Below are 16,813 nucleotides of genomic sequence, written 5' to 3' on the forward strand. Positions count from 1 at the left end.
TTACACATATTATATTTTGAATAAATGGCGGTTAATCTAGGCTCGCATCAATTTCAACTACGGTTCGTCCAGTAACACTACCTTCGACATAAGCGTCAAACGCTTGAGATAAATCAGCAAATTTAATGGTGGTAGGAGAAATAAGATCGAGCTTAGTAGGTTTTAAATCGCTAGCTAAGCGCTTCCATCCTTGTGTTCTAACCGATAAGGGCATTTCAACTGAGTTAATACCAAGCAAGCTAACACCACGTAAAATAAAAGGCATAACCGTTGATTCAAGTTTGTAACCACCAGCCAAGCCAATCGAAGCAATATTGCCCCAAATGTTTGTTGTGCGAGTTAACCAAGCTAAAGTATCACCACCAACATTATCAATCGCCCCGCCCCATTGGGCATTTTCTAATGGCTTGGTACCCATTTCAATATCATGACGATTAATTAACTTGCTTGCTCCCAACGCTTTTAAATAGGGTTCTTGTTCTGTTTTACCCGTATAGGCAATAACTTCATAGCCAATATTCGACAACATGTTAATCGCAAAACTGCCGACACCACCCGTAGCACCCGTAACAACAATTGGGCCTCGTTCTGGTATTTGACCGTTATCTTCCATTCTCTGTATCGCAAGCGCCGCAGTATAACCGGCAGTGCCTAGCGCCATAACATCACGTAAACTCATACCAATAGGCAAGTTAACGATTGAGTCTGCCTTAACACGGGCATATTCACTATAACCACCATCATAAAGCTCTGATAATTGCGCGCCACAAACTAGCACTTTATCGCCGGTCTGAAAACGCGAGTCTTCAGAGCTAACGACAACGCCTGATAAATCAATGCCGCCGACTAATGGGTAAGTTCTTAAAATGCGACCTTTACCCGTTGCTGCTAGCGCATCTTTATAGTTAATGTCTGAATAAGCAACCTTAACAACCACTTCGCCAGCGGTTAAGTCGTTTAGACTAATCTGCTCGAAACCGCTGGTAATGTTTTTATCATTTTTATGAATACGAAATGCGGTGAATTTTTCTGGTATGTTCAGCATATTAAGCGCCTTTTTATACATAATATTAATGGCTGAACTTCGTGATGAAATTCAGCCATTAATAAAGTAGATTTACGTAATGTTAAAATCAATTAGCATTCAATAAAACATAGACCAAAACAATTAAACTTTAGTCCCGTTTAGCTCAGTTTAGCCCAGTGATTTAGCAAACCTTAATGGTTATAATTAAAGAGGTTTTCTGGCATAGCCATTAATGATTTACTACCGGCTTCAATGGCATGAATATGACCATCAATTCTTGGCAATAATCGTTCATTAAAAAATACACCAACATAAAGCTTTGCTTGATAAAAATCTTCATCTTTATGTGCTGATGACTTTTCTGCCATCAAAGCCCACATATAGGCATAGCTTAGTAAACCAAAGGCGGCTAAGTAATCGCTTGCCGAGGCACCAACCATATTTTTATCTTGATCATGCTCAGCAATAATTAACCCTGTCACTGCTTTTAATTTTTCTAGAGCAACAGCTAAAGGTTGAACAAAACCAGTCAATGCTTGGTTATCGGTATGTTGGTCGATAAATGTTGTTATCTCAGTAAAATAGACATCAAGAAACTTACCCTTATTGGCAACGACTTTACGTCCGAGTAAATCCAATGCTTGAATGCCATTAGTGCCTTCGTAAATTTGAGCAATACGCACATCGCGTACGAGTTGTTCTTGGCCCCATTCACGCACATAACCATGACCACCAAAAACCATTTGCCCTAAGTTACAGCTTTCATAAGCCATATCGGTCATAAATGCTTTAGCAACCGGCGTTAATAATGCAACTAAGGCTTCGGCTTGTTGTTTTTCAACATCATCATGCGAGAACTTAACAATATCGAGTTGTTTAGCTACATAGGTAGAGAAACAGCGGCCACCTTCGTTGACGGCACGCATGGTTAGCAGCATTTTTCTAACATCAGGATGAACGATAAGCGAGTCAGCTTTTTTATCCGCTGATTTAACACCTGTAGCGCTGCGGCCTTGAATACGTTCAATGGCGTATTCTGCCGCTTGTTGATATGAGGTTTCAGCCGCACCAACGCCTTGAATGCCCATGCCTAAACGTTCATAGTTCATCATCGTGAACATGTAATTTAAACCTTTGTTTTCTTCGCCAACTAAAAAGCCTGTAGCGGTATCAAAGTTCATCACACAAGTTGCTGAACCTTTAATGCCCATTTTGTGTTCAATTGAACCACAAGTAACCGTATTTCTAGCGCCTAAGCTGCCATCATCCTTTAATAAAAATTTAGGCACTACGAACATAGAAATACCACGAGGGCCTTCTGGTGCGCCCGGTATTTTTGCTAACACTAAATGGATAATGTTTTCAGTTAAGTCTTGCTCACCGCCAGTAATAAATATTTTGGTGCCCGATAAAGCAAAACTACCATCATCTAACGCTTCCGCTTTTGCGGTCATAATACCTAAATCGCTACCGGCATGTGGCTCAGTTAAACACATAGTGCCAGCCCATTTACCAGAGTACATGTTCTCAAGGTAAGTTTGCTTCATTTCTTCACTGGCATGTGCACTCAGCGCTAAACTAGCGCCAGCTGTTAGCATGGGATATAACGCGAATGATATAGAGGCTGATTGGGTCATTTCTTCGACAAACGATTGCAGCATTTTTGGCATACCCATACCACCATGCTCAGGATCGCCACTTAACGCCCCCAACCGCCTTCGCAATACATTTGATATGCTTTAGCAAAACCGTCAGGTGTAGTTACCTCACCGTTTGACCAAGTAGCACCTTGTTCATCACTGTTTCGATTTAACGGCGCAATCACTTCAGCGGTTAATTTCGCACCTTCAGACAAAATGGCATCTGCCGTGTCTTTATCAATCAACTCTGCTACAGCAGGCATGGTTGTCCAGAGCTGTTCAGCGTTAAAAACTTCGTGTAACAAAAATTGCATATCGCGCATTGGCGCTTGGTAATTACTCATCATTCGCACTCATTAGGTTATTGAAAACAGATTACATGTTGCGACGGTATTGGCCGCCTGCTTCAAATAGTGAATTTACAATTTGTCCTAAAGAACAAACCTTACAAGCATCCATCATCAGTTCAAAAATGTTTTCATGTTTAATTGCCGCTGTTTGTAAGCGTTTAAGTAATACTTCTACTTCAGCTTCATTGGCTTTATTTAAACTTGCTAACATTTCAATTTGATAGGTTTTTTCTTCTTCAGTGGCACGAATAACTTCTTCAGGCACAATTGTGGGTGACCCAGTTGAACTTAAGAAGGTATTAACACCAATAATAGGGAACTCACCTGAATGCTTTAAGTGCTCGTAATGCATACTTTCTTCTTGAATTTTTCCACGCTGGTACATAGTTTCCATCGCGCCCAGTACACCACCACGTTCATTAATACGGTCAAATTCAGTTAATACTGCTTCTTCGACTAAATCGGTTAACTCTTCAATAATAAACGCGCCTTGAATTGGGTTTTCATTTTTAGAAAGTCCTAATTCACGGTTGATAATTAATTGAATTGCCATTGCACGACGAACACTGTCTTCAGTCGGCGTTGTGATTGCTTCATCATAAGCATTAGTATGCAAAGAGTTACAGTTATCGTTGATAGCGTAAAGCGCTTGCAAAGTAGTACGAATGTCATTGAAATCAATTTCTTGTGCATGCAATGAACGGCCAGAGGTTTGAATATGGTATTTCAACATTTGTGCACGGGCATTAGCCCCATATTTATTCTTCATCGCCTTTGACCAAATACGACGAGCCACTCGGCCAATTACCGCATATTCTGGGTCAATACCGTTTGAGAAGAAGAACGATAAGTTTGGACCAAACTCGTTGATGTCCATACCACGGCTTAAGTAATATTCTACAAACGTAAAGCCATTCGCTAAAGTTAACGCCAATTGAGTGATCGGGTTCGCGCCAGCTTCTGCAATATGGTAGCCAGAAATGGATACTGAGTAAAAATTACGCACACCTTTATCAATAAAATACTCTTGTACATCACCCATTAAACGCAATGCAAATTCAGTAGAGAAAATACAGGTATTTTGAGCTTGATCTTCTTTTAAGATATCCGCTTGTACTGTACCGCGAACCAAGGTTAATGTTTTCGCTTTTATCGTTTTGTAGACTTCTGGTGGCAACACTTGATCGCCCGTAACACCCAATAACATCAAGCCTAAACCGTCGTTACCTTCTGGTAAGTTGCCTTGATATTGCGGACGTTCACAGCCTTTGCCTTGGTAGATTTTTTTAATCGTTGCAGCAACTTCTTTTTCTAAACCATTTTCAGTGATAAAACGTTCACATTGTTGATCAATGGCGGCATTTAAGAAGAAACCTAGCAACATTGGCGCTGGACCATTAATGGTCATTGAAACTGAAGTCATGGCATGGGCTAAGTCAAAACCAGAGTAAAGTTTTTTAGCATCATCCAAACAACAAATTGAAACACCGGCGTTACCAATTTTTCCGTAAATATCAGGACGAATAGCGGGATCGTTACCGTATAAGGTTACCGAGTCAAACGCGGTTGATAAACGTTTAGCTGGCATTCCTTTAGAGACATAATGAAAACGACGGTTAGTACGTTCTGGGCCACCTTCACCGGCGAACATACGTGTTGGATCTTCACCTTCACGTTTAAATGGGAACAAACCAGCGGTGTATGGGAATTCACCGGGTACGTTTTCTTGTAGATTCCACTTTAAAATATCACCCCAGCCTTGATACTTAGGCATGCTGATTTTTGGAATTGCACTACCTGACAACGATTTTGTATGCGTTTGAATTGAAAGCTCTTTATCACGTACTTTAAATTTAAATTCAGGGTCTTTATAACGCTGAACTTTATCTGCCCATTGCTCTAGTAATAGTTTATTTTTTGGATCTAAGTCTAACTCGACATGAGTATATAATGTTTCAAGTTGAGCAACTAAACCTGCTGACACATCTGTCTCAGTTTCTTTTGCTGTTTCAATCGCTTGATGAATGCCATAAAGTTTTTGAGCAACGGTTGTTTGTTTTTCAACCCAAGCGTCGTAACCACGGTTACTTTCTGATATTTCAGATAAATAACGAATACGGTTGCCAGGAATAACACTACTCTTATTCGCTAACGTGCCTTCAGTAGATAAAAGATCACCAACGGTTAAGCCTGACTTTGTATTTAACGCTGTGATCACCGCGTTGTATAACTCGGTCATGCCACGGTCATTAAATTGTGACGCGATAGTACCGTATACGGGTACTTCATCATCGCCGGCTTCAAACATGCCACGGTTACGTTTATATTGTTTTTTCACATCACGCAGTGCATCGAGTGCGCCACGTTTATCAAATTTGTTTAATGCGATAATGTCAGCAAAATCTAACATATCGATTTTTTCAAGTTGTGTTGCCGCACCGTACTCTGGTGTCATCACATATAAAGAAACATCAGAATGCTCTTCAATTTCGGTGTCTGACTGGCCAATACCTGAAGTTTCTAAAATAATTAAATCAAAGTCAGTCGCTTTTAAAATATCGAGCGTGTCGTTCACATACACTGACAAGGCTAAGTTAGACTGACGTGTTGCTAGCGAGCGCATATAAACACGGTCGTTATTCACCGCGTTCATACGAATACGGTCACCGAGTAAAGCACCACCCGTTTTACGCTTTGACGGATCAACCGACACAATAGCTATTTTGCTATCATCGGTTGCCATTAAAAAGCGTCGAATAAGCTCATCTACTAAAGATGATTTACCTGCACCACCGGTGCCAGTAATACCTAATACCGGAGTTTTACTGATCGCGGCAATCTTACGAATTTTAGTCAGGTCGCTTTTATTTTCTTCTGGTGCGTTTTCTGCCGCTGAAATTAAACGCGCAATGGCTTGTTTTTTATCTTGTAGTGGCACGCCTTTTTTTAAATTGGCAACGTCATCTTTTTTAACGTTTACGCCAGTTTTAAAATCACAGCGTTCTAACATGTCGTCAATCATGCCAAGTAAACCAAGAGCACGACCATCATCAGGTGAGTAAATACGAGTGATACCATAATCTTGCAGCATTTTAATTTCGTCAGGTAGAATAACGCCACCGCCGCCGCCTACTATACGAATATGTTCACAACCGCGCTCTTTGAGCAGGTCATACATATATTTAAAATATTCGTTATGGCCGCCTTGATAAGAGGTCATGGCAATGGCATTCGCGTCTTCTTGAATCGCGGTATTTACCACTTCTTCAACACTTCGATCATGACCAAGATGAATAACTTCAGCACCGCTTGATTGCAAAATTCTACGCATAATATTAATAGCCGCGTCGTGACCATCAAACAATGATGCCGCTGTTACAATGCGAATTTTATTTTTTAACTGATATCTTTCAGTATTCATCTCATACTCTCTTATTTGTCAAAATCGCTGTTTCATAATAGCTGCTTCGGTTTTGGAAATAGTTAACAGCAACATCATGAAGCAATAATTACCTTAAATTCACAACCTAGTTAGTACTCATGCACTAGTTTTAGTCGTAAAACTCGATAATGGAAACTTAATGTAGAAATTAGAACACACTGAAAATGCAATGAACATTGATTTTATTGTCAATTTAATGGACTATATTGTGATTAGACCACCAAGATAACACCGACAATAATTATAGGTTGATATGTCAACTATCAAACAAAAAAATTTAACTGATATTCGTTTATTTATACCTGTATTTTTATTAAAAAAGTTATCTAAGCACCGGTTAACTGACGGGCTATATCCAGTTTCTTTAGGCATAACACAGGCCAATAACAACTATAAGTTGCAACACGATAATAGCCATTGCCATCGCTTGATTTATTGTTTGTCAGGTACGGGTAAATTATACTACCAAGGTAAAGAAAAAATAATAGAACGTGGCGATCTTGTTATTATCAATGCCAACACCCCTTTTAACTTTACGCTTGAAAAATCTAAACATATCGCCGCTAAAATTAGTCACAGTGAAAAGCAACTCAGTAACCGTGATAGCAAAGCGACTAACAATATTGTTTACTGGATTAACTTTACAGGTACGTTAGCACAAGACTTTGCCGATCGACTGCTAATGAAAATGGATAATGGTGTCGCGCACGTAGGTGTGCTGAATAATATTGTCGGCGATTTTGATCATCTACTCGCATTGGGGGCGCGCGGCTATACAGCAACCAACGTTATTCATGCCGTGCATATTTTACAGCAAGCTTTAAGCTTTCTCGCATTGCAACTACGTTTAACCATGTTTAACAACAGTTCGAGCTTTGATTTAGAGGCGGTTGAAGCATTGATGCGTAACAGCTTGCATCAAGAATTGAGCTTAGATACGTTAGCGCATTATAGCCAATTATCTAAATTTCATTTTGCGAAAAAGTTTAAGGAGTTAACCGACAGCTCCCCTATTCAACACTTTATTAATATGAAAATTCAGCATGCTTGTTCACAACTCGATAATAGCGATATTGCCATTAAAGACATTGCTAGTGGCTTAGGCTATAGCGACCCTTACTATTTCTCTCGCTTGTTCAAGAAATTAGTCGGTATTTCACCAAAACAATATCGTGACTCTCGCCATAGCTCATAAAAATTAGATCTTGTGCGCAATAGTTTGTTAGACTCTGACATTTCAGACAACCCTATCAACACTGAGCATTTTTATGCTAGGTGTTAACTGGCTTTATATAACGGCAACTTAGGTTTATTCAAGCCATGGTTTATTCAAGCCATGGTTCATTCTTAAATAACTAAATAAACTCATTGACGTTTCATCGCTTGTAATTGACATTGTTTAACCCAATATTATTGGGTCTGAGTGTTATAGATATTGACTATTAAGCTCAAAATAATGGAGTGGCTATGATCGCCAAAGTAACAAACAAAGCAATTTTTGCTAGTAGAATTTTTTCTATTAATTTTGTCACCTACCCTACTCACCATAGTGTGATGAAACACAGTGATCCGGTACAGAAAGGACGTTATTACAAACTTAATTTTGTGTTGGTGAAAGCTAAAGTCGGTGGCGTGTTTGAATGCTCAAACTGCATTATAAATTTATTTAATCGGGTATATCTTTTTCGCCCAGATAAATATGAACACAGTGTATCTAAAATTGAGTCGGGAAAACGGGTATTGTTGAGCTTTGCGCTGAATATCTAACGACATAGCTAACCTAGTAAATAGTTTATTTAATTAGCATTTTACTGATGTTAGCGTTGTATTGAGTTGTTTTTTAGCGATAAAAAGCAAAAGTTTTACTACAACTGCGCAAACTGTCGAATTAGGTTGTGGTAAACATTGTGCAAATTATCTAATTCAGTTCTTGAGGTTTTATTTTCTTTAATAAGGTTTTGTATCGTTTGATCTAACTGATAAAGATTTTGACGAATAGTGGCATCTGAAATCATGCTTTGCATCCAAGTAATGGCGGCAACGCGTTGCCCTTGTGTTACAGCGGTGACTTTATGCAAGCTACTTGACGGATATACTACCGCATAGCCAGCAGGCAGTTTAATTGACTGCTGACCAAATTCGGTAGATATAATTAACTCCCCACCTTGATATTCTTCAGGCTCACTCAAAAATGTGGTCATTGACATATCACTGCGTAATACTTCAGAGCTACCTGGAACTCTCATTATTGCAGCATCAACATGATAGCCATATTCTTGAGTTTCGCTAAAACGATTGAAACAAGGTGGAAATATTTTATTAGGTAAAGCAGCTGATACAACTTTCGGTGTTTCGCCAATGCGCGACAATAGCTGGTTAGCTAATTGACGCACATGGTTATCAGTGGCATCAGCTTGATTGTTATTTTTCACCGAAGCCGCCATACCCATCGCTGTATTGCCACCATCACCCCAAGGGGCGTTAGCAAGCTGTTGACGATAAGCATTAACTTCTTCTTTAGATAATATTTTTTCTATAACAATCATTACGATTACTTTACCTGTTTAACTCAATTCTACTAAGTTTCTATCAGAAACTAATACCATGGATTTAGTTTTATTAAAACTCATATGTTGCGGTAAGTTTTGTACTGGTAGCACTGCCTAAATACATAAATGCGCCCGAGCGATATGCTGCTGTAAAATACTCTTCGTTGAATGCATTACCAATATTTAATCTAAAGGTTAAATCGTCAGTCGCGTAGTAGTTAGCAAATAAGTTAACAACTTGGTAGCTTGGTACAACAACGCTGTATCGGCTATTTTCGCTGTCATAACCTGCAGCTGTATCTGGTTGACCCGCATACATCTCGCTTTGGTAAGCATAATCACCACCAACAACAAACGATTCATTAAGCTCATATCTTAGCTGTAAGTAAACACTTTTTTCAGCGAAGTTACTTAACGCTAAACCAATACTTTCATCATTTATTGAGTCTAACACTTCAGAGTCCATTGACGTAGCAGAGAACTGTACACTAAGGTTTTCAGTTATATTACCAACAAAGCCAACTTCAATACCACGAACTCTATTCTCGCCAGTATTTAACGTACCTAAAGTAGCATAATCATCGTCACCTACACTTTCCATAACATCATCTTTAGTTATTTGAAAGATAGACGCACTGAACATAAAGTTATCGTCAAGTAGCATTAACTTTGTACCAATTTCAATGTTTTCTACACGCTCAGGATCCGAATCTGGTACTTGTGTTGCATTACCACAAACTCCGCCATAGCCACAATTCGCGCCTAAATCAGTTTCTCCACCATTAATATTAGTTGCTGTGCTGTAATTTGCATACACATTAACGTCTTCAGAAAAGTCATAGATTATACCAAAATTACCATTGTACATAGTATCTGAATAAGCATAGAGCGCTGATGTTCCGCCACTTGTTGCTTCATTACTGTAATCAAAATTATCTAATCTAGCGCCATAAAACACATCAAGTTGATCGGTTACATGTACCGTATCAAGCATGTAAACTGACACAGTTTCAATATCTAGTACTGCGTCGTTATCGCCACGGCTATAAGTTCGTCTCATCAATTGATCAAGGTTATCAAGCTGCTCACCTGCACCGTCGATAATACAGTAGCCGGCACTATCGCCACGTCGACCCGAGGTTATACAATTGGTTGGGTTATTATATTCAATATCATATACACCGTTGTTAACACTTTCATCGCTGTATTCAAAACCAAAAACAAAGTTGTTTTCTACGTCAAAAACAGAAGTGTTCCAGAACAAGTTAAACTGTGTACTCGCGTATGAAACATCTTGATAACCTTGGTGTGTACTTAAACCAATAGTTGCTGCACCAGGAGCTTCAGTATCAGAATCGGCGCGAGTTGTACCACTTGCCCCTGTCGTAATGTAACCATTTTTAGTCTCACCAAAACGAGTAGCATTATATATGGAGATATTGTCGTTAACTTCATACTCAGTACGTAACGTAAATGTTTTCACCTCAGATGTTAAAAAGTCCGACGCTTGTGAATATACCGGAATATCTTTTACAGGTGCACGTGCACTTTGATCATAATAACTGCCTAAATCAGGTACATCTTCAGCATCTAAATAATAACCATCAGCGGTAATTGATAACGCTTGTGTTGGAAGATATACACCTGATATTTGTACACCCTTTCTCTCATTTGAAACGCCTTCACGGTCAGGCTTATCTTCATCAGAAATCAAGGCATTAAGTCGAACTGCAGTATTCTCTGACAAGGGTAAATTATAATCTAGTGTTACACGTTTATATTCATCACTACCTAAACCAGCATCAACACGACCAAAGTTATAGTTTACAGAAGCCTTTTTAGTAATGCTGTTAACCGCACCACCCGATGAGCCACGGCCCGCAAAAGTTGAACTTGGCCCTTTCGTAATTTCAACACGTTCAGTAGCAAAACTTTCTCGTGTGCTCATTCCTGGGTCTCTTAAACCATCAACAAAAACATCACTGCGTGCTTCATGGCCACGAATAATATAACGATCACCAAAAGCGTTACCATTTTCGCCTGTACCTAAAGTAATACCCGCTTGTGCAGAAAGTATATCTTTAAGATCGGTTTTACCCGCTTCTATGATTTGATCTTGTGTCAAAACGGTGATCATTTGCGGTGTATCAACAAGTTCGGCAACACGACGAATATCGCCAGATTCATCATGTAAATATACTGAAGTTTTAGCGCCATGAACTTTAATTAATTCGATCGCTTCTTCAGATTTATTAATTTCTTTCGATTCACAAATAACTGCACTGTCTGTTTCACAGTTTTCTACGTTATTTTCAGCGTATGCCGATGTACCACTAAATACCAATGCCGCAGCTACGGCTTGTGCACCTAATGTCATTTTGTTTTTTTGATGAGGTTTTAGTTGAGAGTTCATGTTTTTTACTTTTATATTAATGTCTTAATTAGTGAGGATTTAGATATTAACTAACTAAAACACTAAACGCAAATGATAATCGATCTTATTTGCACTCGTACTTGTGTTTGTATTTATATGTAAATAAGGCTGGATAAATTAACCCTCAGTACAATTGAGCCCATTAAAACGTTATACGTTGAATAAACGTTACAAGGTAAATACTTAGAACAGTTAATTGGGCATATATTTGATATAAAAATCATCTAAAAGCTTTTGATATCACGCACTATAAAATTTGATATCACGTCACCCACCCTATTGATTACGTACTTCATATAGCAGGCTATAATCATTAACCGGTAGGCTGGCTCACACAATAATCAGCAACTATGCAAATGTTCGTCCCTGTTCATTTATTGAAAAATAAATGATATCTTCGCCAAGTATTTCGTATGCTATATATTACTAACTAAATTGTTAACTAAATTGCTAATTAAATAGAACAAAAATAGCTTATTAAAATAGGCTTATATCCGAAGGTTTTTTTCGAAAATTTGGTTGTTCGCTAATCAACTCAGCTGATTTAAATTATCTGGCTAACAAAGGGACTTAATTTGAATATCAACACCGCAAAATCCGTATTACAAAACACATTTGGTTATGCAGATTTTCGTCATCAACAAGCGAATATCATTAGTGAAATCATTAATGGTAAAGATGTATTCACCCTTATGCCAACCGGTGGCGGTAAATCACTGTGTTACCAAATTCCAGCTATTGTGTTGCAAGGTGTGGGTATTGTGGTGTCGCCCCTTATCGCCTTGATGAAAGATCAAGTGGACGCGTTAAAACTGCAAGGGGTAAAAGCTGAGTTTTTAAACTCTTCTCAAGACCATGATGAACAGCGCCGTGTAGAACAACTTATAACCTCAGGCAATGTTGATTTATTGTATGTGGCGCCAGAAAGACTATTAAGTGACTATTTTCTCTCCCTTCTTGACCGTATCAATATCGCGTTATTTGCTTTCGACGAAGCGCATTGTGTCTCACAGTGGGGTCATGATTTTAGACCTGAGTACCAAAAACTTTCTATCATAGGGCATAGATACCCGAATACACCCAAAATTGCCTTAACCGCAACAGCAGATCTTAAAACTCGAGATGAAATCATTCAAGTTTTGAACTTAACGGGTGCTAAAACGTTTGTACACAGCTTTGATAGACCCAATATTCAATACCGCATTAGTGAACAAAAAAATAGTAAAGAACAGTTATTGCAGTTTATTAATACCGAACACGAAAATGACGCAGGTATTGTGTATTGTTTGTCTCGAAAATCAGTAGAAACAACCGCTCAATGGTTATGTGAACAAGGAAAAACAGCCTTGCCTTATCACGCAGGCTTGGCTAATGAGGTTAAAGATAGTAACCAACAACGATTTCTTAGAGAAGACGGTATTATTATTGTTGCCACTATCGCTTTTGGTATGGGCATTGATAAGCCAGATGTTAGGTTTGTAGCACATTTAAACTTACCAAAAAGTATCGAAGCATACTACCAAGAAACCGGACGCGCGGGCCGAGACGGTTTACATGCCAACACATGGTTAGCGTATGGCATGCAAGATGTTATAAAACTAAAACAAATGGCAAGTCAAAGTGACGGTAATGAACAGTTTAAATTTATAACTCAGCGTAAAATAGACGCATTATTGGGTTACTGTGAAGTCAGTTCGTGTCGCAGACAAGTGTTATTAAATTATTTCGGAGAATCATTAGCAGAGCCCTGCGGTAATTGTGATAACTGCTTAAACCCTCCAACCACTTGGGATGGCACCAGTGCCGCCCAGAAAGCGCTTTCAACAGTTTACAGAACAGGTCAAAGATTTGGTGTTGGTCATCAAATTGATGTACTAACCGGGAAAGTAACCCCAAAAATTACCAGCTTAAATCACCAACAACTCTCAACCTTTAATATTGGTAACGAGCTCAAAGCAATGGAATGGCAAACGGTGTTTAGACAACTTATTTCCATGGGTTATTTAGCCGTTGAAATGGATTATGGCGTGTTAAAATTAACCGAAAAAGCACGACCTTTATTAAAAGGCGAAAGTACTATTCAACTAAAAGTGCCAAAGTATAAACAGTCCAAACCAGCTCAAAATAAAAAACAAGCCATTCAAAATGAATTAACGACAGCAGAAATATCGAGCTTTGAGAAACTTAAACAACAACGAACACTCTGGGCAAAAGAGCGAAACGTACCTGCATATGTTGTTTTTCATGACGCAACATTAATGGATATAGCTAAAAAAAACCCAAAAACATCAAAGCAACTACTTGAGGTTAATGGCTTAGGCAAAACTAAAGTGGAGCTTTATGGTGAGAAAATTATTGCGCTATTAAACTGATGCTAAACTGTTGCTAAGCTAAATATGACTTAAATTAACACTGCTTATTAGTCACTTACCATCTTAACATTTCAGCAAGAGATATTGTTTAGCTGATAACTATAAATTATAACCGTTCGTGCTAAGATGTTAAAAAATTGTTACTCTGTGATGTGCTCAACATAAAGGAAAATAATTCTAATGATCAATTCTCGACACCTCATAATGCAATACATACAAAAGGCTAAAGCCTTGAAATCAATATCCAACCTTCTGCTTAAAACATCAGCAATCTTTATTTTTTTCATTTTAGTACCCGGTTGTGGTGGAGGCTCAGACGAAAGACCTTGTGCCCGCTCAGAAGATGCTTGCCTTATTATTGATCCACCTCCAGTTGAGATTTGGTGGGATGCGCCCATTACCGATTTTTCCGATCAACCCGACAGACCTAACATTACATTGCTTGGCGAAAAGACGGTCATACTTGCTCTTGGAGATAATTACATAGAATCTGGGGCGATGGCAGAAGACCAACAAGATGGAGATATAACGTCACAAGTTGAGATTAATAGCCAAGTTAATACCACTGCAGTGGGTGATTATTTAGTGAGGTACTCTGTAACTGACAGTGATGGAAATTTAGCTTTAGAAAAAACGCGCATTATTCGTGTTATTAGCAATACCTTAGAAAATTTTTCACGCCGCCCTATTGGCAGTACTATCGCAAACTTTAGCTACCTTGAACATTTACCTGTTGAGTATGGTCAAACAACGGTGCAAGCGCCATTAATTATCTATTTACATGGCGGTGGCGGGAACTTGGAGTTTACAAACACTAAAGATCCAACGTTAGCGCTTGAAGCCGTGATTGATAATTATGGCATACCAAAACTTATTGAAGATGGTGAATGGGATAATACTTTACCGTTTGTCGTGTTAGCTCCGCATTTAGGTGCGGTTCCAAGCGCGGGTTATAAAGAAAGACTAAACGCTTTTGTCGAGTATGCTATTCGTGCCTATGATATTGATAGCTCAAGGGTATATTTAACAGGCTATAGTCAAGGCGGCTTTCTAAGTGCCGCTTACGCAAAAGATTTTCCTGAAAAAATTGCCGCTATTGCCGCAGTATCACCCGCTTTTGCTGATAATGTAGATCCTACAATAAATAACTTTTGCGATATAGAACGTGTTCCTCTATGGATGTTTCATGCCACTAATGACGAAGTTATCCCTTTTAATAATTCAATCAAGGTTTACAATTCGATATTAAATAACTGCCAACCAGAAGTATTACCTAAACTATCTATTGTGGTTGGTGCTGAGCATGCGATTCATCATGCTGTTTTTAATCTTGAAGCATTAGTAGGAGGCTTATCTCAAGCGGTTTATGATAATAGATTTGATGATTATGATATGAGCATTTATCAGTGGTTGCTTACCCACAATGTGGAGAATAGATAAAAGCAAAGCCCCCAAAAATACATATGCTTAATAATGCAGGTAACTAATCCTTAATAAGTGGTTTTTGTAAAGACGAAAATCACTTATCGTCCTTGCTACAAATTTCAATGACTTTAGGTCGATAAAGAAAGCCAAGCACTCCCCCAAAAAGGCTCTTATACATGGCTTTTATTTCTGCTTTGCTGATATTTCCTTCGAGTATCAGCATTTCAAGTCGCTCTTCAGGCTCTTTAATAAGATACCCTGAAGAACTAAAGCCATTATTTTCATAAAACGCTTTTCGCTTTACTCTCTGTGGCGCGTTTTCAAAGTGATCTCCAAGCTCTTCAATATTAAGTACAATTCTGCTTTGAGAATACTCTTCTCTCATTGAATCTAATACTTTACTGCCATAGCCCTTTGAACGATGGGATGCATCGATCGCAAAAAAGTGAACAAATACAATATCTTTATACTGAGTTATATAGATTAAACCAATCCAAGTATCATTTTCATAAAGCACGCTAAAACCTGGTTTACCTTTTCTCATCATGTATCTAAGCATCCATGATGGTACACGTCGAACGGTTGTGAAAGCTTCCTTATAGAGTTCGATGACATTAAAATAGTTAATGTCATCTTTTGAAAGCGGACTGAATTTTATAGTCATAAATTACTCATAACAGCTAATCCTTGAATACTTGTATAGCTGAAGCTAGTGCAAGGTTAATGCAAAGCTAATGTCCAACTACCACTATAGGTACGGTCATTAAACGTAGAAGAAGAACTCGACTCAACGGTTTTATTAATTCTAACCAAACGCGTACCTTCAACTTTAAATTGAGAGGTTATTTCACTCTCAGCCGACATAGAGAAAAAGAGATAAGCACTCCCTTTACCTGAATATGTTAAACGTGTTTCAACAGGAACACCTTGATCATTAATCAACACTTTATAGCTGCCTTTAAATTTATTAACATAACCACGGGTTTTTTTATCATCGATAAAACTATCTAAAGGTAATTCAAAATCTAGCACCCTAACTTGCTGGTCAAAATATTCAATTTGGCTCTCTCCTCTTAACTTACCTTTTGAGATAGCATCTAAAATTTTCTGTGCCGATGAAAGTATGGGAATTAATGAAGAGGCCGATAATATCTCTGCACCATTTAATGCTGGCGTGTCGACTTCTTCATCAGCTAATTTAAGACGATTTTCTTCTGATATTTGTACTAAAACATCTTTTGAATATCGGATATCTAAACCTTCCATACTTTCAGAAAGTGTTGATTTAATCGCACCAGTCTTTAATTTTTTGTCTTTTCCTTCGCCTCTCGACTCAGAAAATGAAACCTTTAAAACACCAGATACCGGATGGCTACCATCGAGTTTAACTAACGCTTGTTGTAAATCAGTTAAACTATCGGCCCAAACAGTTTGTGTAAATGAGAGCGTAAAAGTAAGTGTTAGCAGTGCTAATTTCGAGGGTTGAAGAATATTCAATGTAATAAATTCCTTATTATTATTTTACTGGTCGGTTTATTAACTACTCACTCTTTATACCTAAAAAAGCGTAAGTA

10 protein-coding genes and 1 pseudogene are annotated in these 16,813 nt (G+C 38.4%); 4 read left to right on the forward strand and 7 right to left on the reverse strand.

Features of this window, described 5'->3' with window-relative positions; all coding sequences use genetic code 11:
- Positions 1-31: 31 nt before the first annotated feature.
- The 3 genes and pseudogenes from DBO93_RS10835 to DBO93_RS10845 form a co-directional block, all read right to left on the reverse strand.
- Entirely contained in the window at positions 32-1,045 is a 1,014-nt protein-coding gene (locus tag DBO93_RS10835; RefSeq protein WP_108456357.1) for an oxidoreductase, read from the reverse strand.
- Between the two features lie 173 nt (positions 1,046-1,218).
- Positions 1,219-3,011 (reverse strand): annotated as a pseudogene (locus tag DBO93_RS10840) (acyl-CoA dehydrogenase C-terminal domain-containing protein).
- A gap of 31 nt (positions 3,012-3,042) precedes the next feature.
- Positions 3,043-6,438: a methylmalonyl-CoA mutase family protein gene (locus DBO93_RS10845; RefSeq protein WP_108456358.1), complete on the reverse strand. Its 3,396-nt coding sequence runs from the start codon at positions 6,436-6,438 to the stop codon at positions 3,043-3,045.
- Positions 6,439-6,712: 274 nt separating this feature from the next.
- Here DBO93_RS10845 and DBO93_RS10850 point away from each other — a divergent pair, with 274 nt between their 5' ends.
- Complete coding sequence (locus DBO93_RS10850; protein ID WP_108456359.1) at positions 6,713-7,654, forward strand: AraC family transcriptional regulator; 942 nt, start codon at positions 6,713-6,715, stop codon at positions 7,652-7,654.
- A gap of 272 nt (positions 7,655-7,926) precedes the next feature.
- Positions 7,927-8,226, forward strand: coding sequence for a hypothetical protein (locus tag DBO93_RS10855; protein ID WP_108456360.1), 300 nt, complete (start codon positions 7,927-7,929; stop codon positions 8,224-8,226).
- A 98-nt stretch (positions 8,227-8,324) separates the two neighbouring features.
- Here DBO93_RS10855 and DBO93_RS10860 read toward each other — a convergent pair whose 3' ends face one another.
- Together DBO93_RS10860 and DBO93_RS10865 are read right to left on the reverse strand one after the other, a co-directional pair.
- Positions 8,325-9,005 (reverse strand): Fe2+-dependent dioxygenase, encoded by a 681-nt coding sequence (locus DBO93_RS10860; RefSeq protein ID WP_108456361.1) that lies wholly within the window; start codon positions 9,003-9,005, stop codon positions 8,325-8,327.
- Between the two features lie 73 nt (positions 9,006-9,078).
- Complete coding sequence (locus tag DBO93_RS10865) at positions 9,079-11,421, reverse strand: TonB-dependent receptor (protein WP_108456362.1); 2,343 nt, start codon at positions 11,419-11,421, stop codon at positions 9,079-9,081.
- Between the two features lie 596 nt (positions 11,422-12,017).
- Here DBO93_RS10865 and recQ point away from each other — a divergent pair.
- Both recQ and DBO93_RS10875 read left to right on the forward strand, forming a co-directional pair.
- Positions 12,018-13,814 carry a DNA helicase RecQ gene (gene recQ / locus DBO93_RS10870; protein ID WP_239058968.1) on the forward strand — a complete coding sequence of 599 codons (1,797 nt, stop codon included), beginning with the start codon at positions 12,018-12,020 and terminating at the stop codon, positions 13,812-13,814.
- Positions 13,815-14,045: 231 nt separating this feature from the next.
- Positions 14,046-15,254: an alpha/beta fold hydrolase gene (locus DBO93_RS10875; RefSeq protein WP_162533773.1), complete on the forward strand. Its 1,209-nt coding sequence runs from the start codon at positions 14,046-14,048 to the stop codon at positions 15,252-15,254.
- Positions 15,255-15,333: 79 nt separating this feature from the next.
- On the opposite strand, the gene DBO93_RS10880 is transcribed toward DBO93_RS10875, so the two are convergent.
- The gene (locus DBO93_RS10880) at positions 15,334-15,903 is read right to left on the reverse strand and encodes a GNAT family N-acetyltransferase (protein ID WP_108456365.1); all 570 of its coding nucleotides are present in this window, start codon (positions 15,901-15,903) and stop codon (positions 15,334-15,336) included.
- Positions 15,904-15,959: 56 nt separating this feature from the next.
- Positions 15,960-16,736 (reverse strand): hypothetical protein, encoded by a 777-nt coding sequence (locus tag DBO93_RS10885; RefSeq protein WP_108456366.1) that lies wholly within the window; start codon positions 16,734-16,736, stop codon positions 15,960-15,962.
- Positions 16,737-16,813: the final 77 nt, after the last annotated feature.

It is taken from the genome of Colwellia sp. Arc7-D, from assembly GCF_003061515.1.
Classification (GTDB): domain Bacteria; phylum Pseudomonadota; class Gammaproteobacteria; order Enterobacterales; family Alteromonadaceae; genus Cognaticolwellia.